Genomic DNA, 13,396 nt, shown 5'->3' with positions numbered 1-13,396 from the left:
GGTTGAGCCAAAGTAATGGGGTGGGGGGAGAGGCTACATTGGGCGGGTGACTAGAACGACCAACGTCTTCGATGACCACCCCCAGAACATGAGCATCGAGGGGGGAAAGATCACTGGGACTATCAGCGCAGCGCTCGCTGCCGCTCTCATCATTGCCGGTTGCTCTGGACGATCAGGCAACGAAAGAGAAAGACCACTGCTTGGAATTGATATCGAACTCTTTCGCGGCAGTCGAGCGTGGGACCTTGCGGAGGCTGTGGCCGCTAGTGACACAGGGCGAATTCGCGTGATCTGCAGCGAGGACACATCACTGCTGCACTTCCAAGAGCCCCAGTACGGAATGACGCTGCTCGAGTGGGCTGTCATCAGGAGCGACTATCCTTCGGCCAAAGTCCTTTGTGAAGCCAGGGCCGACCCCAATGCACAGTCGTTCGATGGCTCCTCGGCCTTTATCCATGCTGCTGACAACAACGAGACGTCTCAGTATCTCCGACTCTTGCTCGAACATGGGGGCGATGTGAACGCCGTAGCGATGCCCAAGCCGGGAGTCACTGATGGTGCTACGCGATTGAAGACCCCATTGATCGCTGCGGCAAAGAGCCGATTGGAGAGCGTTGCGTTGCTCTTGGATAGAGGAGCGGACATCAACTATAGGGATGAGGAGTTCGGTTCCGCGCTCATGAGTGCTTGTCTGCTCGAGAGGATGGATGTGGTTCATTTTCTGGTGGTCGAGAAGGGTGCGGATTTCGAAGGAGTCTTGTCCACAACCGTTACCGGGGACTCACTCTACTTCAGCCATTACCTCAGAGAGATGACCTTCACCCTAGGTTCGGAAGCGCACGTTCTGAAGATGGAGGTTGCGGACTACCTAGAGCAGCATGGCGTGAGCTACGGTAGCACGCCGATCCCCGAGCGGTACATAAAGAAGTACCCAAAGGAGTACTTGGATGCATACTGAACAGGTGCACGGCATCGGCTTTAGGCTTGGGCAAGTCCCCGGCTACCTTCGCCGCCCGCCGATGAACGGGCGTGCGATAGAGCGATGAGCGGGACGATCACCCTGCCCACCACCACTGATCGGTTCGCGTTGTACAGCGCGTTGTTCCTGCAGGTGAGGAGCTTGCTGGAGGATGAACGCGACCCTGTGGCGTGTTTCCGCATCCCGCATGCTTACTTCGCTCATCGTCCATGCGCCCGTTGGTCTTTATCCTGTTGTTCGTTGCAGCTTGCGCCACGCGCGCGCAGGAACCGCCGCTTGCCGTAGCGCATTGGCTGAAGGCCGCTGCCGTGCCGCTCAACGACACGGCGCGCGTGGCCACCATGCTCGCCAACGCGCGCGTGCTAGGGCTGGGCGAGGCCACGCACGGTCAGCACGAGGCCTTCGAGCTGAAACGCCACCTAACGATGGAGCTGGTCCGCCACCACGGCTACCGCACAGTGGCCTATGAGGCCAGCGCGTCGAAAGCGCGCGCGTGCAACGACTACGTACAGGGCCGCACCAACGATGCACGCGATGCCATGCGCGGCTTCGACATGCTCATTTGGGCCGTGGAGGAGAACATGGCGCTGCTCAACGACCTGCGCGCGTGGAACGCCAAAGCAGCATCGGACGATCGCGTGCGCTTCATCGGTTTCGATGCGCAGGACGGCGGCGCGGTGGCTGACCGCATCAGCGAGCTGTTGAACGATAGTGCACTGACCGGTCGCGTGCGCGATCTGGTGGAGCGCTCGGGCCCAGCCATGCAGCAGTTGTTCCAAGGCGATCGTACGGAGTTCGATGGGCTGGAGAAGGAGCTTGACTCCCTGGAGCTTGACCTGTTGATGCGGATGCTGCGTGATACGACCGCACGTACCGAACTGCATCTGCGCACGCTTGAGCTGCGCGCGTTCATCACCATGTATGGCACGTCCGGCGGCCGCGACAAGGCTATGGCGGACCTGTTGCTCGCGCTATTGGCACCCGATGAACGCTGTGTGGCGTGGGCGCACAATGCCCATGTGAAGCGCTCGTCGCTCGACTACCTCGGCACCGAGGAGCTCGCCATGGGCGGGCACCTTGCTGGTGCATTGAAGAACGACTACTACGCGCTCGGCTTCGCCTTCGGCGCTGGCGGCTTTCAAGCGAACGCCCCCGACAGTACAGGCCGCTGGGGCTTCAAGCGCTACCACCACACCGCGCCCGCAACAGGCTCGTTGGAAGAGCAGTTCAGCGCCACCGGCCTTGGCGACTTCGCCGTTGACCTGCGCACCGCACCCGCCGACACCACCGTGCAACGCTGGCTGCACACTGGCCACGGCCACCGCTGGTGGGGCGGCTACCAAATACCCGACGATTGCGACGATCGCACCCGCGATGCCTCGCAACTGATGCCCATGACGCCTGCCAACGACTTCGATGGATTGGTCTTCTTCGTGCGCACTACGGCGGCCGTACCGGTGGACAAGTCGCGGATCATCATAGCGCGCTAGTGCACCCTCCTGTTCGGTGGGCACTGCCGCTCGGCCAACTGCTTCAAGGTCACCACGCGGTAGGTCGGATCGCAATCGAACAGGTGCTTCAGGATGCCCATGTGCCCCGCACCGAAGATCACGAGGATGCGGTCCTCCGGCCCGGTGGTGATGCGCTTGATGTTGCGGAAGATGCGCAGGTTGCGGTTGTACCAGTGCATGCTGAGGATGTCGGCGCCATCATGCTCGCGCAGCAGGAAGCCGCCGTTGAGGTAAGCGCCGAAGTCGCGGTCCAGTGCGTGGTCGTCGTTCATGGAGAGAAAACTCTCCAGCAAAGTGTGGCTGGACTCGTAGCTATCGATGGCGTTGTACAGCGAATCATAGCGCATCGAGATCGCATCGGTGCCGCCCCAATCCCAGCCGTCGTAGAGCGGATCGATCCACGGGATGTGCCTGGTGCTGTCGTTGCCATACCGCAGGTCCATGACCAACGGTCGCGCATCCACGGCGTAGAGCGTATCGAGCCCTGCGCGGTCCATGATGTTGAAGCCGAGCTGGTAGTACTCGTTCCGTCCGAGCGGCTTGCCCTGCTTGTACTCCTGGTATTCGTGCCAAAGCCACGCACCCTGCGTTTCCACGCACAGCTTGGTGGGCTTGAAGCGAAGGATCACATCAAGCAGTTCGTCCAGCTCGCGCTGCCGCTGTTCCGCCAACACATCCACTTCCTTCGACTTGTCGGTCTTGTGCGCATCCAGCCCGGGATAGTTGAAGTGGAAGGTGCCCAGGAGCAGCACCTGCGGTTGTGGCCGGTCGCCGATCAATATCCTGTCCGGGTCGGGGATGGGGGCTTGTGCGCCAGCGGCAGCAACGATGAACGAGGTCGCAAGAAGATGCAGTGTTCTCATGGCAGGGGCTCTTTGGTGCCAAGGCTAGGTCGGTGTGCCAAGAGCGGCGCGCACCGATCGGCCGTTGCACCAGCGGATCGGCGGACCGGCCCGGACGCTCCTCGAAAAAGCCGCCGATCGGAACGGCCGATCCGCCGATCCCAATGGCCCCAACACACCAGCAGGAAATAGCTTGCAGCACAATGACCAACCTGGTTGACAGGCGCGATCACGGCCGCTCGTGGTTCACGGAAGAAGGCCGCCTGCGCAACGGTGCGCTCGCCGCGCTCCTGATCACCGCAAGCGTACTGGTCGCTTGGGCGGGAGATCTCATCGGCTGGGTGCGGTTCGACGAACGGCCGCGTGCTGCACTACTGGCCTATGGTCTGCTCTTCGGTGCGTACATCGTGTTGGCCGCTCTTGTGGTGCTCTTCGCGCTGCGCGCATGGTCCCGCAACCGCGGACTGGTGCGCAGCCTGGTGCTCAGCTACCCCATCTGCCTGGGCGTGTACGTCTCCCTGCGGTTCATCGGCGATCAATGGTTGCTGCCGGCTTTGGGCAGCGCTCCGAACTATCCACCGGGCACCGGCTTCTTCTCCTTCGCCCTGGACAACCTCACGTACGGCACGCTGCCCTTCCTGTTCGGATCCCTGCTGTTCCTGGTCGAATCGCAGTTCATCGGCCTGGCCCAACGCATGCGATTGATGAACGAGCGTCGTGTATCGGAACTGGACCTATTGCGCGCCCGTGTCGCCCCGCACTTCCTGTACAACACGATCAACAATCTCTACGCGCTCTCCCTGCGGCCCAATGCCGATGTGAGCGGCCCGCTGCACGAGATGGCCGAGCTCATGCGGCACATCACCAAACGCGATGGCCGCACCCTGCCGCTCGCGGACGAGTGGACGCTCGTGCAGCGCTATTGCACCCTGCAAGCGCTCCGCTACGACCGGCCGTTGAACCTGCAGTTGGAGGCGGATGATCGCGCACTTCATCAGCCGATGGTGGCGCTGGTGTTACTGCCCTTGATGGAGAACGCATTCAAGCACGGCGATCCGTGCGACGCGGATGTTCCGTTGTCGTTGGTGGTGCGGATCGCCGATGATCGCCTGTCCGTGCGCTGCGAGAACCGTGTGGGCAAACGTGTGGAGGACGATGGCCCGTCCACCGGCCTGCGCGACCTGCAACGCCTGCTGCTCCTGCTTTACGACGGGCAGGCCGCGCGACCTTCGCACCGCAGGCCGACCGCTTCGTGGCGGAACTTACACTGCCGCTCCATCGCCATGCCTGAGCCGCTCACCTGCCTGATCGTGGACGACGAGCCATTGGCCGTGGAGCTGCTTGTTGGCTATGTGCAACGCACGCCTGGCCTGGTATTGGGCGGATCCTTCACCGATCCGATCGCGGCTTTCCGCAGACTGGAGCAAGGCGGCATCGACTTGGTGCTCACGGATATCCGCATGCCGGAACTGAGCGGCCTGCAGCTGATCAAGCTGGCCGGACCTCACTGCGCGTTCATCATCGTCTCCGCCCATCCGGAGCACGCCATCGACGGCTTCGCCCTTGACGTGGTGGACTACCTGCAAAAGCCCGCCAGCTACGAGCGCTTCATGCGCGCCATTGAAAAGGTCCATGTCCGCCGGGCAACGCCAACGACCGTTCCGACCACGGACCACTTCTTCCTGAAGTGCGGGCATGAGCTCGTGCGCCTGGATCACGATGAGGTGTTGTACATCTCAGCCATGCGCGATTACGTAGCGGTGCACACCCGTGCACGCGGCCGCTTCCTGAGCCTGTAGCACCTGCGCGACCTGGAGGCGCGGCTGCCCGCCGAGCACTACTGCCGCATCCACCGCTCGCACATCGTGCGCTTGGGCGCGGTGGGGAAAGCGGACCGCAATGAGGTTCACGTGGAGGGTACGTCGCTGCCGATCAGCGAGAGCTACGCGCAGCGGTTCAGGGCCATGCTGGGGGCCTGAGGCACCCGAGCGCTTCAGGCAGGCAAGTCACGGATACTCGGCACTGGTCGCCAAGCACGGTTGCGCGTTGCGTGCGGCTCAAAGCGCCTACCTGTCAACGACGAACCGGGCCGAATTGGTCCGTCCTTGGCCGCTCGTCACCATCAGCATGTAGGCACCCGGTTCCAGGTTGCCGACAACAAGCGAAATGAGCCCGTTGTTGTGAACGGGTGCCGAGCTCACCGTACGTCCGGTAGCATCGATGCACCGTAGCGTTCCGGTTCCATCATACTGCACGAACAAACGGTCGCGGACCGGATTGGGATAGAGCAGGAGCACCGGAGCCCGTGCATCGGCATCCTCCACAGAGCTGTATCCCGCACCATCGGTCTTCACCAGATAAGAGTCGAACTCGGCGAACATTCCTACCACCTCAACGGTGGAGCCGAAGAGGACGAAACCACCATCGCTCGTCGGGTCCAAGGCGAGCGCTTCGCTCATGGCCCCTCGCGGGAAGCTGCGCTCCCATTGAATGGTGCCGGTAGCATCCGTCCTGGCCAGGTACATGCCAATGTCACCTGTGTTCGGGTCTTCCTTGCGACCACCGAGGGCAAGTTCGCCGCCCGGAAGTGCATGGATGTCGGTCGCCATCTCGTCGTACTGGGCGTCGCCGTGCACTTGGCGCCATTGTTCCTGGCCTTGGTCATCGGTGCGCACGATCAACAGATCGCGCGCAGGGTAGCCATTGCCGCCCGCAATGATGAACCCACCATCATCTGCGATCGCCAAACCTCGGGCTTCATCGGGCCCTGGCGTTGCGATGGTGCGCGACCACATCGTATCGCCAAGGGCATCGAAACGCAACAAGTACAACTCACCGTCGGGGTTCCCAACGCCCGAATTCTGCACCAGCACGATGGATCCGTCATCGGCGGTCTGCTCCACGGCCATCGCCATCTCCCCCGCTCCGAGGTCGATGGTGCTGCTCCACATCACGATGCCTGTCGCATCCGTGCGCACTACGTAAACATCATCGAGCGAAGGCCCGGATGAACCACAAACAATGAATCCACCATCAAGGGTCTGCTGCACAGCGTAACCAAGGTCGCGGCCCAGCGTGCCGCGATAATGCTTGATCCACTGCGTATTGCCTGCAGCATCGGTGCGTACCAGGGTAAGTGTGTCCGTGCCGAACCCATTGTACATGCCGCACAGGATGAACCCACCGTCGGTGGTCTGCCGGACACAATAGCCGATATCCATGTTGGCCGTTCCATAGGTGTGCGACCACAGCTCTGTTCCATTGGCGTCCGTGCGGCGCAACAGCATGTTGGCGTCCTGGAAACCGGAAAGGATGTAGCCCCCGTCGGTGGTCTGCTCCACGCCCATCCCGAATTCGTCTTCGGGGCCATCGAACACGACCTCGAAGGTGGTTTGGGCTTGCGTCAGGACGGGAAGGACCAACCATAGAAAGAAACCGGTCAGCTTGTTCATTGGGTCAGGGTATTGGATGACTGCGGCACGTCGTTCGGTCCAAGAAAAGAACCGCTCTTGAACGCGACAAGGCAAGGCAAAGTGTGTTGCGGACCCAGGCCTGGGTCCACGGGGCGATGAGGCCGTTCACAACGTCCTGATACGCGCCATCAGCGCTTCCTTGTGTGTTTTGCCCACGGGCAGGCTCTGCGCGCCGATGCGCACGTAGCCCTCTTCCACGGCCGTGATGCGCCGTGTGTCCACCAGGTAGCTGCGGTGTATGCGCAGGTGGTGCGGGCTCTTCAGCTTCTCCTCCACCGCACCCAGCGTGCTGGTGATGACGTACTTCTTCGCCGGTGTGTGCAGCGTCACGTAGTTGTCGTCGGCTTCGGCGTAGTGGATGTCGTCGATGGCCACCTTCACCAATTTGCCCTTCTCGCGGATGAAGATGCTGTCGGCGATCACGAAGTCGTTGCGCTGCGCATCGGTTGGCGCCACGGTAGCTTCCACATCGTTGGCGAAGCGCGCCAATGCCAGTTCGATCTGCGTGCGCAGGTCGTTCTCGTCGAACGGTTTGATGATGAAGCCTGCGGGGCGCAGCGGCTTCACGCGCTCCAACGTGGCCTTGTCGCTGTGGCTGGTCACGAAAATGAACGGCACGCCGTGTTTCGCTTTCACCCGTTCAGCCAGTTGAACGCCGTCGGCACCATCGCCCAGGTTGATGTCGAGCAGCAGCAGGTCGGGCTTCCGCGAGCCGATCTCGGACATGGCATCGAGGGCATTGTCGCACGCGGCGCATACCTCGTAGCCCAGCTCTTCCAGGTGCGCGCGCAGGTCTTCCGCAATGAGCGGTTCATCTTCCACGATGAGGATGCGGACCTGGTCCATGCGGTGCTGCCTTCAGTGGCCCAACGTAGCGTTTCCATGGCACGCTGCAACACACCACGCTGAATGCCCCGGTGCTTGCCGTGCGGCGGTCGGTCATCGGCACTGCTGCCGGTGCTGTTTTCTTTGGCGGTGCCAACGCGCAACGATCGCATGAAGCTCACCGCGCTCTTCGAGGACTTCTTCCGCAGCGAAAAAGCGGGCGGCGTGGTGCTGCTGTTGTGCGCGGTGGTGTCGTTGCTGCTGGCCAATAGCCCATGGGGCGGTGCCTACATCGGTTTCTGGCACCACCCCGTGGCCGGGCACGGTCTGGCGCACTGGGTGAACGACGGCCTGATGGCGGTGTTCTTCCTGCTGATCGGACTGGAGCTGGAACGCGAGCTCTACGTGGGCGAGATCAGCACCTTGGGCCAGGCTGCGCTGCCCGCCATGGCAGCGGTCGGTGGCATGCTCGTGCCCGCCGGCATCCACTACGCATTGAACCATGACCTGCCCACCAGCGCCGGCGCCGGCATTCCGATGGCCACCGACATCGCGTTCGCCATTGGCATACTCGCGCTATTGGGCAGCCGCGTGCCTGCATCGTTGAAGGTGTTCCTGACGGCGCTGGCCGTGATGGACGACCTGGGTGCCATCCTGGTGATCGGCGTGTTCTATTCCGACGGTGTGCAGTGGGCATGGCTCGGCGGCTCGGTGGTGTTGTTCGCCACCATGCTGGTGATGAACAGGATGCGCGTGCACCGCATTGCACCCTACCTGCTGCTGGGTGTGGTGATGTGGTATTGCATGCTGCGTTCGGGTGTGCACGCCACGTTGGCCGGGGTGCTGCTCGCCTTCGCAATTCCGTTCGGCAACGGTGATGATCGCAGCCCCTCGTACAAATTGCAGCACGTGCTGCACCGGCCGGTGGCCTACCTGGTGATGCCCATCTTCGCGTTGGCGAACACCTGCATCGCGTTGGGCGCTGATCCCTTCGGGCCGCTCCTTCAACCCAATGCGCTCGGCATCATGGCCGGACTGGTCATCGGCAAGCCGCTGGGGGTGGTGCTGTTCTGTGCGATCGGTATTGCCACCGGGCTGTGCGTCCTTCCCGCGGATGTACGCATGGGGCATGTAGTGGGCGCTGGCATGCTCGCGGGCATCGGGTTCACCATGAGCATCTTCATTGCGCTGCTCGCCTTCAGCACCCCTGCTGAACAAGACACTTCGAAGGTGGCCGTTATGCTCGCGTCGCTCCTCTCCGCGCTCTTCGGCGTACTGGTGCTCAAGTGGCGTTTGCCCAAGCGCAGCTAGCGCGCTTGCCGCCCATCGTGTGCAGGTCGTGCGGGCTTCAGTGCCTCTCGCGCCTTGCTCAGCGCACCCCCGATCGTGCCGAGGATACTGGCGCGCTTCAGCGGATCGTCGCCGATCACCTGGCCTAGCAGCCAGCTGGCACCGCTCCACAGTATCCTCTTCTTCCAAGTGCCTTGCAACGAGGCCGCTGCCATGCCGGCCGACGCCACGGTTTCGCCGGACACTTTGCCGTGCAAGGCCTCGTGCACCAGACGGAAGGGCTTCCAGGTGCGCAGAGCATCGCCAGCGGCATCGCGCAGCAGGATGCCCCGCGTGCGCGGATCGTTCAGCACCGCCATGCGCTGGCGCAGTTCTTCCTGCACGCGGTCGCGGTCAGCACGCGCACGGTGGATCTCCGCGCGTAGCTCAGCGAGGCTGTTCACGTTCTTCATGATCATCGTCGGGGTTCATGTCCTTCATGCGCGCCAGGATGAAACGCTCGCGGCCACTGCTGCGCCACCACAGGGTGAAACACAGGAACAGCACCAGGTAGATGCTGCCCACGAGCAGGAAGCCCAGCGCCCGGGAACCCATTTGATCCCCGAGGTGGAACGCCAGCGCCACGTTCACGAACAGCAGTAACGTGCCCATGCACACGGCCAGCACCAAGCCGTTCACGGTGCCGGCCAGCATCACGCTGATGCGCTCCGTCGCCGTCAACTGCAAGTAGTGCTTCTGCACTTCCACGTACTCGCCCACGTTCCTCACGAGGCCGGTGGTGAAGCTGCTGAAGTCCATTGGTGCGCCTTCAGCGGTGCCGTTGTGCGCTGACGTGGTGGTGGGTTCATCGGGTGGGCGCATGGTCGTGGTGGTATGCCGAAGGATGCATCAGATCCGTGCCACGGACCGGGACGCATCGCTCATGCGCTCCATCGGGTGCGATGGGGAGCACGGGCTTCACGATCGGGGAAACACATGCCCAACGACGACCATCCATCCAGCATGGATCACCCTTGTGCACCCGGGCGGCCCGACCCTTGCGAAAGTCTCGTCACCAACCAACACTGATCGACCATGACCATCCGCAAAACCAGCATCGGCATCGTGTCCGGTGCGCTGATCATCGCCGCAGGCCTGGCCTCCTGCGGCAACAACAGTCCGGCCGATGTGCGCGAAGACGTGGCAGCCACCAATGCCGAAGCGCACGACGAAGTGACCAAGGCCATGAAGGAACTGGACGAGGCGAAAGCCGCCGCCACCCTCGAACTGCGCGAGCTGCAGGCCCAACTGCGCAAGGAGATGGCGGACATCGACGCGAAATTGGCCGACACCAAGCTGAAGGCCGAGCGCCGCACCGAACTCGAGAAGACCAAGGACGAGCTGAACGTGCAACTGGCCCGTCTGGAAACCCAGCTCGGCGATGTGGACCGCGCCACCCAGGAGACCTGGGAGGAAACGAAAGCGGCCGTGCGCAAAGCCGCCGACGAAACCAGCAACTGGTTCACGCGCCAGGCCGAGAAGATCGATCGCAAGACCGGTGCTGATCACGATAAGGACGGGCACTAACACTGTTCGCAGTGGCCTGTTCGCCAAGGAAAGGGGCGCCGGTGGGGCGCCCCTTTCTGTTACCGGCAACTCGCCCAACGGATCGAACTTCAACGTTGCCCACTGCGCGCACCTCAAGGGAACTCGGCCCAAGCAATGCACTCGAATAGGGCGAAGAGCGCTGCGGCCAGCAGCAACCACCACACGACCGATGATGCCCTGCGGGCCGCGTTGCGGGCGGCCAGCAAGCGTTTCACGCGGCGGCGGCGCACCAGTCGGGCAATGTCCTCGGCGTTGGTCATGGGCAGTTGGTCGTGCGCTCGCAAGGCGGATGCCGCACCGATCACCGCACGACTTCCACGGAAACCCCGGACACGATCGTGGTGGCGGTTCCCCGATCCCCTGAGGATGTGCGTCCCCAGGTCTTCCGTTGAGGGACCGATGCCCCTTGCGCAAAAACCCTTGCCCCGCAAGGGCCACCGGGCTTAGGTCCCGTTGCGGCACCGTGGTTGGTCATGCCGCAATGACCAACCAACAACAGCCACCATGTCGAACAAAAGCACATTGGCCATCGCGCTCGCAGCACTTGCGGCCGGCGCTGCACTGGGCGTGCTCCTCGCGCCGGAGAGCGGAGCGGAGACACGCAAGAAACTCATGCGCAAAGGCGACGATCTGAAGGACCGTCTCGCTTCGATGCTCGAAGAGGGCGAGGAGCTGATCGCCGAACTGAAGGGCAAGGCCCAGGACGCCATGCACTCCACCTCCGATGCGATCGGCAACGCCGCGAACACCGCACGCGAAACCTCGCAAGCCGTGCGCGGCAAACTGAAGAACGCCACCGAGCGCGGGGAGATCTAGGTGGGCTCTCCGTGATCCGGCGTGGACGGCCGCTCGCAAGGGCGGCCGTTCCATTTCACGGCAGGCTGCCCCGTCAGTTGCCCTCTGTTGTGGAAGTCGTGCTCTGGTGAACGAAGAGCTTGCGCCAGTTCTTCACCTGCAGCTGCTCCATGTACTCGCGGTGCTCATCGTCGCCCATCACGTACCCGAAGGGATGCATGGCGGGCACATGGTCGAACACCACCTTCAGGATGGCCGTCACCGGCAACGCCAGGAACATGCCCGGTATACCCCACAACGCAGCACCGATCATCACGGCCAAGAGCGAGACCAGGGCGTTCAGCTCCACGCGCGAACCGACGATGCGCGGCACGATGAAGTTGTTGTCGATGAACTGCACGGTAAGGTAGAGGCCCAGCACCCACAATGCGGCTTCGGCGTTCTGCGTGGCCAACGCGATGGCCATGGGCAGCACCGTGGCGATCATCATCCCGATGTACGGCACCAGGTTCAGCAAGGCCCCCACCACCGCCAGCAGCAGCGCGTACTTCACCCCGATGATGGTGAGCCCGATCCAGTTGAGCGAAGCCACGATGAACGCCTCGATGAGCAGACCGGAGAGATAGCTCTGCACCACCACCTTGGTCTGTCCCAGCACGTCCTTCACCGTGTCGTGCTCGTGCGTGCCGAACAGTCGCAGGAGGAAGTTGGTGAGCAGCTTCTTGTACAGCAGCAGCAGGAAGGTGTAAACGGGCAACAAGAAGAAGAACGCAAAGAGCGCCCCTACCGTGGTGATGGTCTCACCAACGATGCCGCTGCCACCGGCCATGCCGTTCTCCTTCATCTGCTCCACGGCATCGTTGAGCTCGCGCCGCTGCAGGTTGAGCTTCTGCTGCGCCCACAGCTCAACTTCACGGTAAATGCCGTTCAGTTGCTCCTTCATGCGAGGCATGGCTTCGTTCAGGTGGGCGGCCTGCGTAACGATGAAGTAGGCCAGCGCCGCCAGCAGGGCCATGCTGGTAAGTACCGCAAGCGTGATGGCCAGGATGCGCGGCACCCGCCACTTCGTCAAGCGGTTCACCACCGGGTTCAGGAGCATGGCCAGCAGCAATGCGCACATCATGGGAACCATGATGGGCCGCGCATGGTGGAGCGCATAGAACAGGCCGATAAGCCCCAGGATGATGAGGCTGAACTTCTGGTACTGCGGCTGGATCACGCGCCGGACCGACGATGCGCCCGGCGTTGGGGTTGGTGGAACGGTCATGGGCTGAAGGTGGGCGCAACCCCACGAAACATCCTGCCATGGTGTGCACACGCTGGGTGGAGCGGTGCGGTGCAGGTGCCGCTTGACCACGGCGCCACACCCGCTCCACGATCGTGGGGAATGACCGCCACACCGCAGAGCGAGCGCGGAAAGTCACATCACTCGGCGAGCTTCAGTCGCACCCCGGCCACGGCATACACCTGGTTCACGCGGGGATCGGTTGACAGGGCATCGCCCTCGAAGATGTTGCTCATGGCCACATCGTAACCGGCTTCAACGAACACGAACCGGTATTGCGCACCGCCACCGAAACCGATGGACCATTGCACGGGCGCTGTTTCCACCTCGAACTCATCCTGCTCCAGCCGCGCATTGAGGTTGAAGAGCGCGGTGGGACCGGCGAACGCGTACGCATTCACCGTGGGATCGTCGCGCTGGTCAAGGATGAAACGGCCCACATGCAGGGGCACGCGCAACGAGCGGCTGGTGTACCTGAACCCGGTGTTGCCCTCAACGCTCACCCCGTTGGTGTCGGTGGTCAGCAAGGCATAGTTGAGGTTGCGCACCATGAGGTGCGCACCAGCGCGCGCGAACCAAGTGTTGCCCAGCAGGATGTCCGCACCGAACTGGTAGCCCGCCCGGCCCACCCAGCGGTGTTCGCCGGCCTCGCGCACGTTGCTACCGTTGTACCCGCCGCTGAGCCGCAGCTCCTGGGCGCTGGCACCGCATGCAAAGCACAGGGCGCCGATCGTAAGGATGCTTCTGGTATCCATGGTTCCGTTGTTAGAGCCTGTTTGGGATCTCTTCAAACTCGCTCTCCGGTCTCT

Annotated in this window: 15 protein-coding genes; 7 read left to right on the top strand and 8 right to left on the bottom strand. The window is 62.7% G+C overall.

Annotated features, from left to right (window positions below; genetic code table 11):
• Window positions 1-46: 46 nt before the first annotated feature.
• Window positions 47-958, top strand: a complete 912-nt coding sequence (locus tag IPJ76_07555; GenBank protein ID QQR88059.1) for an ankyrin repeat domain-containing protein — start codon at window positions 47-49, stop codon at window positions 956-958.
• A gap of 230 nt (window positions 959-1,188) precedes the next feature.
• Window positions 1,189-2,469: an erythromycin esterase family protein gene (locus IPJ76_07550; protein QQR88058.1), complete on the top strand. Its 1,281-nt coding sequence runs from the start codon at window positions 1,189-1,191 to the stop codon at window positions 2,467-2,469.
• Here the strand turns inward: IPJ76_07550 and IPJ76_07545 are convergent.
• Window positions 2,466-3,353, bottom strand: coding sequence for a hypothetical protein (locus tag IPJ76_07545; protein ID QQR88057.1), 888 nt, complete (start codon window positions 3,351-3,353; stop codon window positions 2,466-2,468). The genes IPJ76_07550 and IPJ76_07545 overlap by 4 nt on opposite strands.
• 182 nt (window positions 3,354-3,535) lie before the next feature.
• Between IPJ76_07545 and IPJ76_07540 the strand changes: the two genes are divergently transcribed.
• Both IPJ76_07540 and IPJ76_07535 read left to right on the top strand, forming a co-directional pair.
• Complete coding sequence (locus IPJ76_07540) at window positions 3,536-5,131, top strand: histidine kinase (GenBank protein ID QQR88056.1); 1,596 nt, start codon at window positions 3,536-3,538, stop codon at window positions 5,129-5,131.
• A gap of 3 nt (window positions 5,132-5,134) precedes the next feature.
• Window positions 5,135-5,311 carry a LytTR family transcriptional regulator DNA-binding domain-containing protein gene (locus IPJ76_07535; protein QQR88417.1) on the top strand — a complete coding sequence of 59 codons (177 nt, stop codon included), beginning with the start codon at window positions 5,135-5,137 and terminating at the stop codon, window positions 5,309-5,311.
• A gap of 87 nt (window positions 5,312-5,398) precedes the next feature.
• Here the strand turns inward: IPJ76_07535 and IPJ76_07530 are convergent, their stop codons facing one another.
• Entirely contained in the window at window positions 5,399-6,784 is a 1,386-nt protein-coding gene (locus tag IPJ76_07530; GenBank protein ID QQR88055.1) for a T9SS type A sorting domain-containing protein, read from the bottom strand.
• Window positions 6,785-6,910: 126 nt separating this feature from the next.
• Window positions 6,911-7,651: a response regulator gene (locus IPJ76_07525; protein QQR88054.1), complete on the bottom strand. Its 741-nt coding sequence runs from the start codon at window positions 7,649-7,651 to the stop codon at window positions 6,911-6,913.
• Between the two features lie 150 nt (window positions 7,652-7,801).
• On the opposite strand from IPJ76_07525, the gene nhaA reads away from it, so the two are divergent.
• Complete coding sequence (gene nhaA, locus IPJ76_07520; protein QQR88053.1) at window positions 7,802-8,941, top strand: Na+/H+ antiporter NhaA; 1,140 nt, start codon at window positions 7,802-7,804, stop codon at window positions 8,939-8,941.
• Here nhaA and IPJ76_07515 read toward each other — a convergent pair.
• The gene (locus IPJ76_07515) at window positions 8,938-9,378 is read right to left on the bottom strand and encodes a hypothetical protein (GenBank protein ID QQR88052.1); all 441 of its coding nucleotides are present in this window, start codon (window positions 9,376-9,378) and stop codon (window positions 8,938-8,940) included. The two genes, nhaA and IPJ76_07515, sit on opposite strands and share 4 nt — an antisense overlap.
• The gene (locus tag IPJ76_07510; protein QQR88051.1) at window positions 9,347-9,781 is read right to left on the bottom strand and encodes a hypothetical protein; all 435 of its coding nucleotides are present in this window, start codon (window positions 9,779-9,781) and stop codon (window positions 9,347-9,349) included. The genes IPJ76_07515 and IPJ76_07510 overlap by 32 nt, the downstream gene beginning before the upstream one ends.
• Before the next feature lie 213 nt (window positions 9,782-9,994).
• On the opposite strand from IPJ76_07510, the gene IPJ76_07505 reads away from it, so the two are divergent.
• Window positions 9,995-10,486: a hypothetical protein gene (locus IPJ76_07505; GenBank protein QQR88050.1), complete on the top strand. Its 492-nt coding sequence runs from the start codon at window positions 9,995-9,997 to the stop codon at window positions 10,484-10,486.
• 113 nt (window positions 10,487-10,599) lie between these two features.
• Here IPJ76_07505 and IPJ76_07500 read toward each other — a convergent pair whose 3' ends face one another.
• The gene (locus IPJ76_07500; GenBank protein ID QQR88049.1) at window positions 10,600-10,767 is read right to left on the bottom strand and encodes a hypothetical protein; all 168 of its coding nucleotides are present in this window, start codon (window positions 10,765-10,767) and stop codon (window positions 10,600-10,602) included.
• Between the two features lie 244 nt (window positions 10,768-11,011).
• Here IPJ76_07500 and IPJ76_07495 point away from each other — a divergent pair, with 244 nt between their 5' ends.
• Window positions 11,012-11,323 carry a YtxH domain-containing protein gene (locus IPJ76_07495; GenBank protein ID QQR88048.1) on the top strand — a complete coding sequence of 104 codons (312 nt, stop codon included), beginning with the start codon at window positions 11,012-11,014 and terminating at the stop codon, window positions 11,321-11,323.
• Window positions 11,324-11,396: 73 nt separating this feature from the next.
• Here the strand turns inward: IPJ76_07495 and IPJ76_07490 are convergent, their stop codons facing one another.
• The gene (locus IPJ76_07490; protein ID QQR88047.1) at window positions 11,397-12,569 is read right to left on the bottom strand and encodes an AI-2E family transporter; all 1,173 of its coding nucleotides are present in this window, start codon (window positions 12,567-12,569) and stop codon (window positions 11,397-11,399) included.
• A 158-nt stretch (window positions 12,570-12,727) separates the two neighbouring features.
• Complete coding sequence (locus IPJ76_07485) at window positions 12,728-13,342, bottom strand: outer membrane beta-barrel protein (GenBank protein QQR88046.1); 615 nt, start codon at window positions 13,340-13,342, stop codon at window positions 12,728-12,730.
• Window positions 13,343-13,396: the final 54 nt, after the last annotated feature.

Source organism: Flavobacteriales bacterium, from assembly GCA_016699575.1.
Lineage (GTDB): Bacteria > Bacteroidota > Bacteroidia > Flavobacteriales_F > PHOS-HE28 > PHOS-HE28.
Note: the sequence above shows the minus strand (reverse complement) of the source record. Positions and strands in the feature narration are given on the sequence as shown.

What these genes read in the sequence shown, in the direction of transcription:
- IPJ76_07550 (QQR88058.1), top strand. Translation starts at nt 1,189, where the DNA reads ATGCGCCCGTTGGTCTTTATCCTGTTGTTCGTTGCAGCTTGCGCCACG.
- IPJ76_07545 (QQR88057.1), bottom strand. Translation starts at nt 3,353, where the DNA reads ATGAGAACACTGCATCTTCTTGCGACCTCGTTCATCGTTGCTGCCGCT.
- IPJ76_07540 (QQR88056.1), top strand. Translation starts at nt 3,536, where the DNA reads ATGACCAACCTGGTTGACAGGCGCGATCACGGCCGCTCGTGGTTCACG.
- IPJ76_07530 (QQR88055.1), bottom strand. Translation starts at nt 6,784, where the DNA reads ATGAACAAGCTGACCGGTTTCTTTCTATGGTTGGTCCTTCCCGTCCTG.
- IPJ76_07525 (QQR88054.1), bottom strand. Translation starts at nt 7,651, where the DNA reads ATGGACCAGGTCCGCATCCTCATCGTGGAAGATGAACCGCTCATTGCG.
- nhaA (QQR88053.1), top strand. Translation starts at nt 7,802, where the DNA reads ATGAAGCTCACCGCGCTCTTCGAGGACTTCTTCCGCAGCGAAAAAGCG.
- IPJ76_07515 (QQR88052.1), bottom strand. Translation starts at nt 9,378, where the DNA reads ATGATCATGAAGAACGTGAACAGCCTCGCTGAGCTACGCGCGGAGATC.
- IPJ76_07510 (QQR88051.1), bottom strand. Translation starts at nt 9,781, where the DNA reads ATGCGCCCACCCGATGAACCCACCACCACGTCAGCGCACAACGGCACC.
- IPJ76_07505 (QQR88050.1), top strand. Translation starts at nt 9,995, where the DNA reads ATGACCATCCGCAAAACCAGCATCGGCATCGTGTCCGGTGCGCTGATC.
- IPJ76_07500 (QQR88049.1), bottom strand. Translation starts at nt 10,767, where the DNA reads ATGACCAACGCCGAGGACATTGCCCGACTGGTGCGCCGCCGCCGCGTG.
- IPJ76_07495 (QQR88048.1), top strand. Translation starts at nt 11,012, where the DNA reads ATGTCGAACAAAAGCACATTGGCCATCGCGCTCGCAGCACTTGCGGCC.
- IPJ76_07490 (QQR88047.1), bottom strand. Translation starts at nt 12,569, where the DNA reads ATGACCGTTCCACCAACCCCAACGCCGGGCGCATCGTCGGTCCGGCGC.
- IPJ76_07485 (QQR88046.1), bottom strand. Translation starts at nt 13,342, where the DNA reads ATGGATACCAGAAGCATCCTTACGATCGGCGCCCTGTGCTTTGCATGC.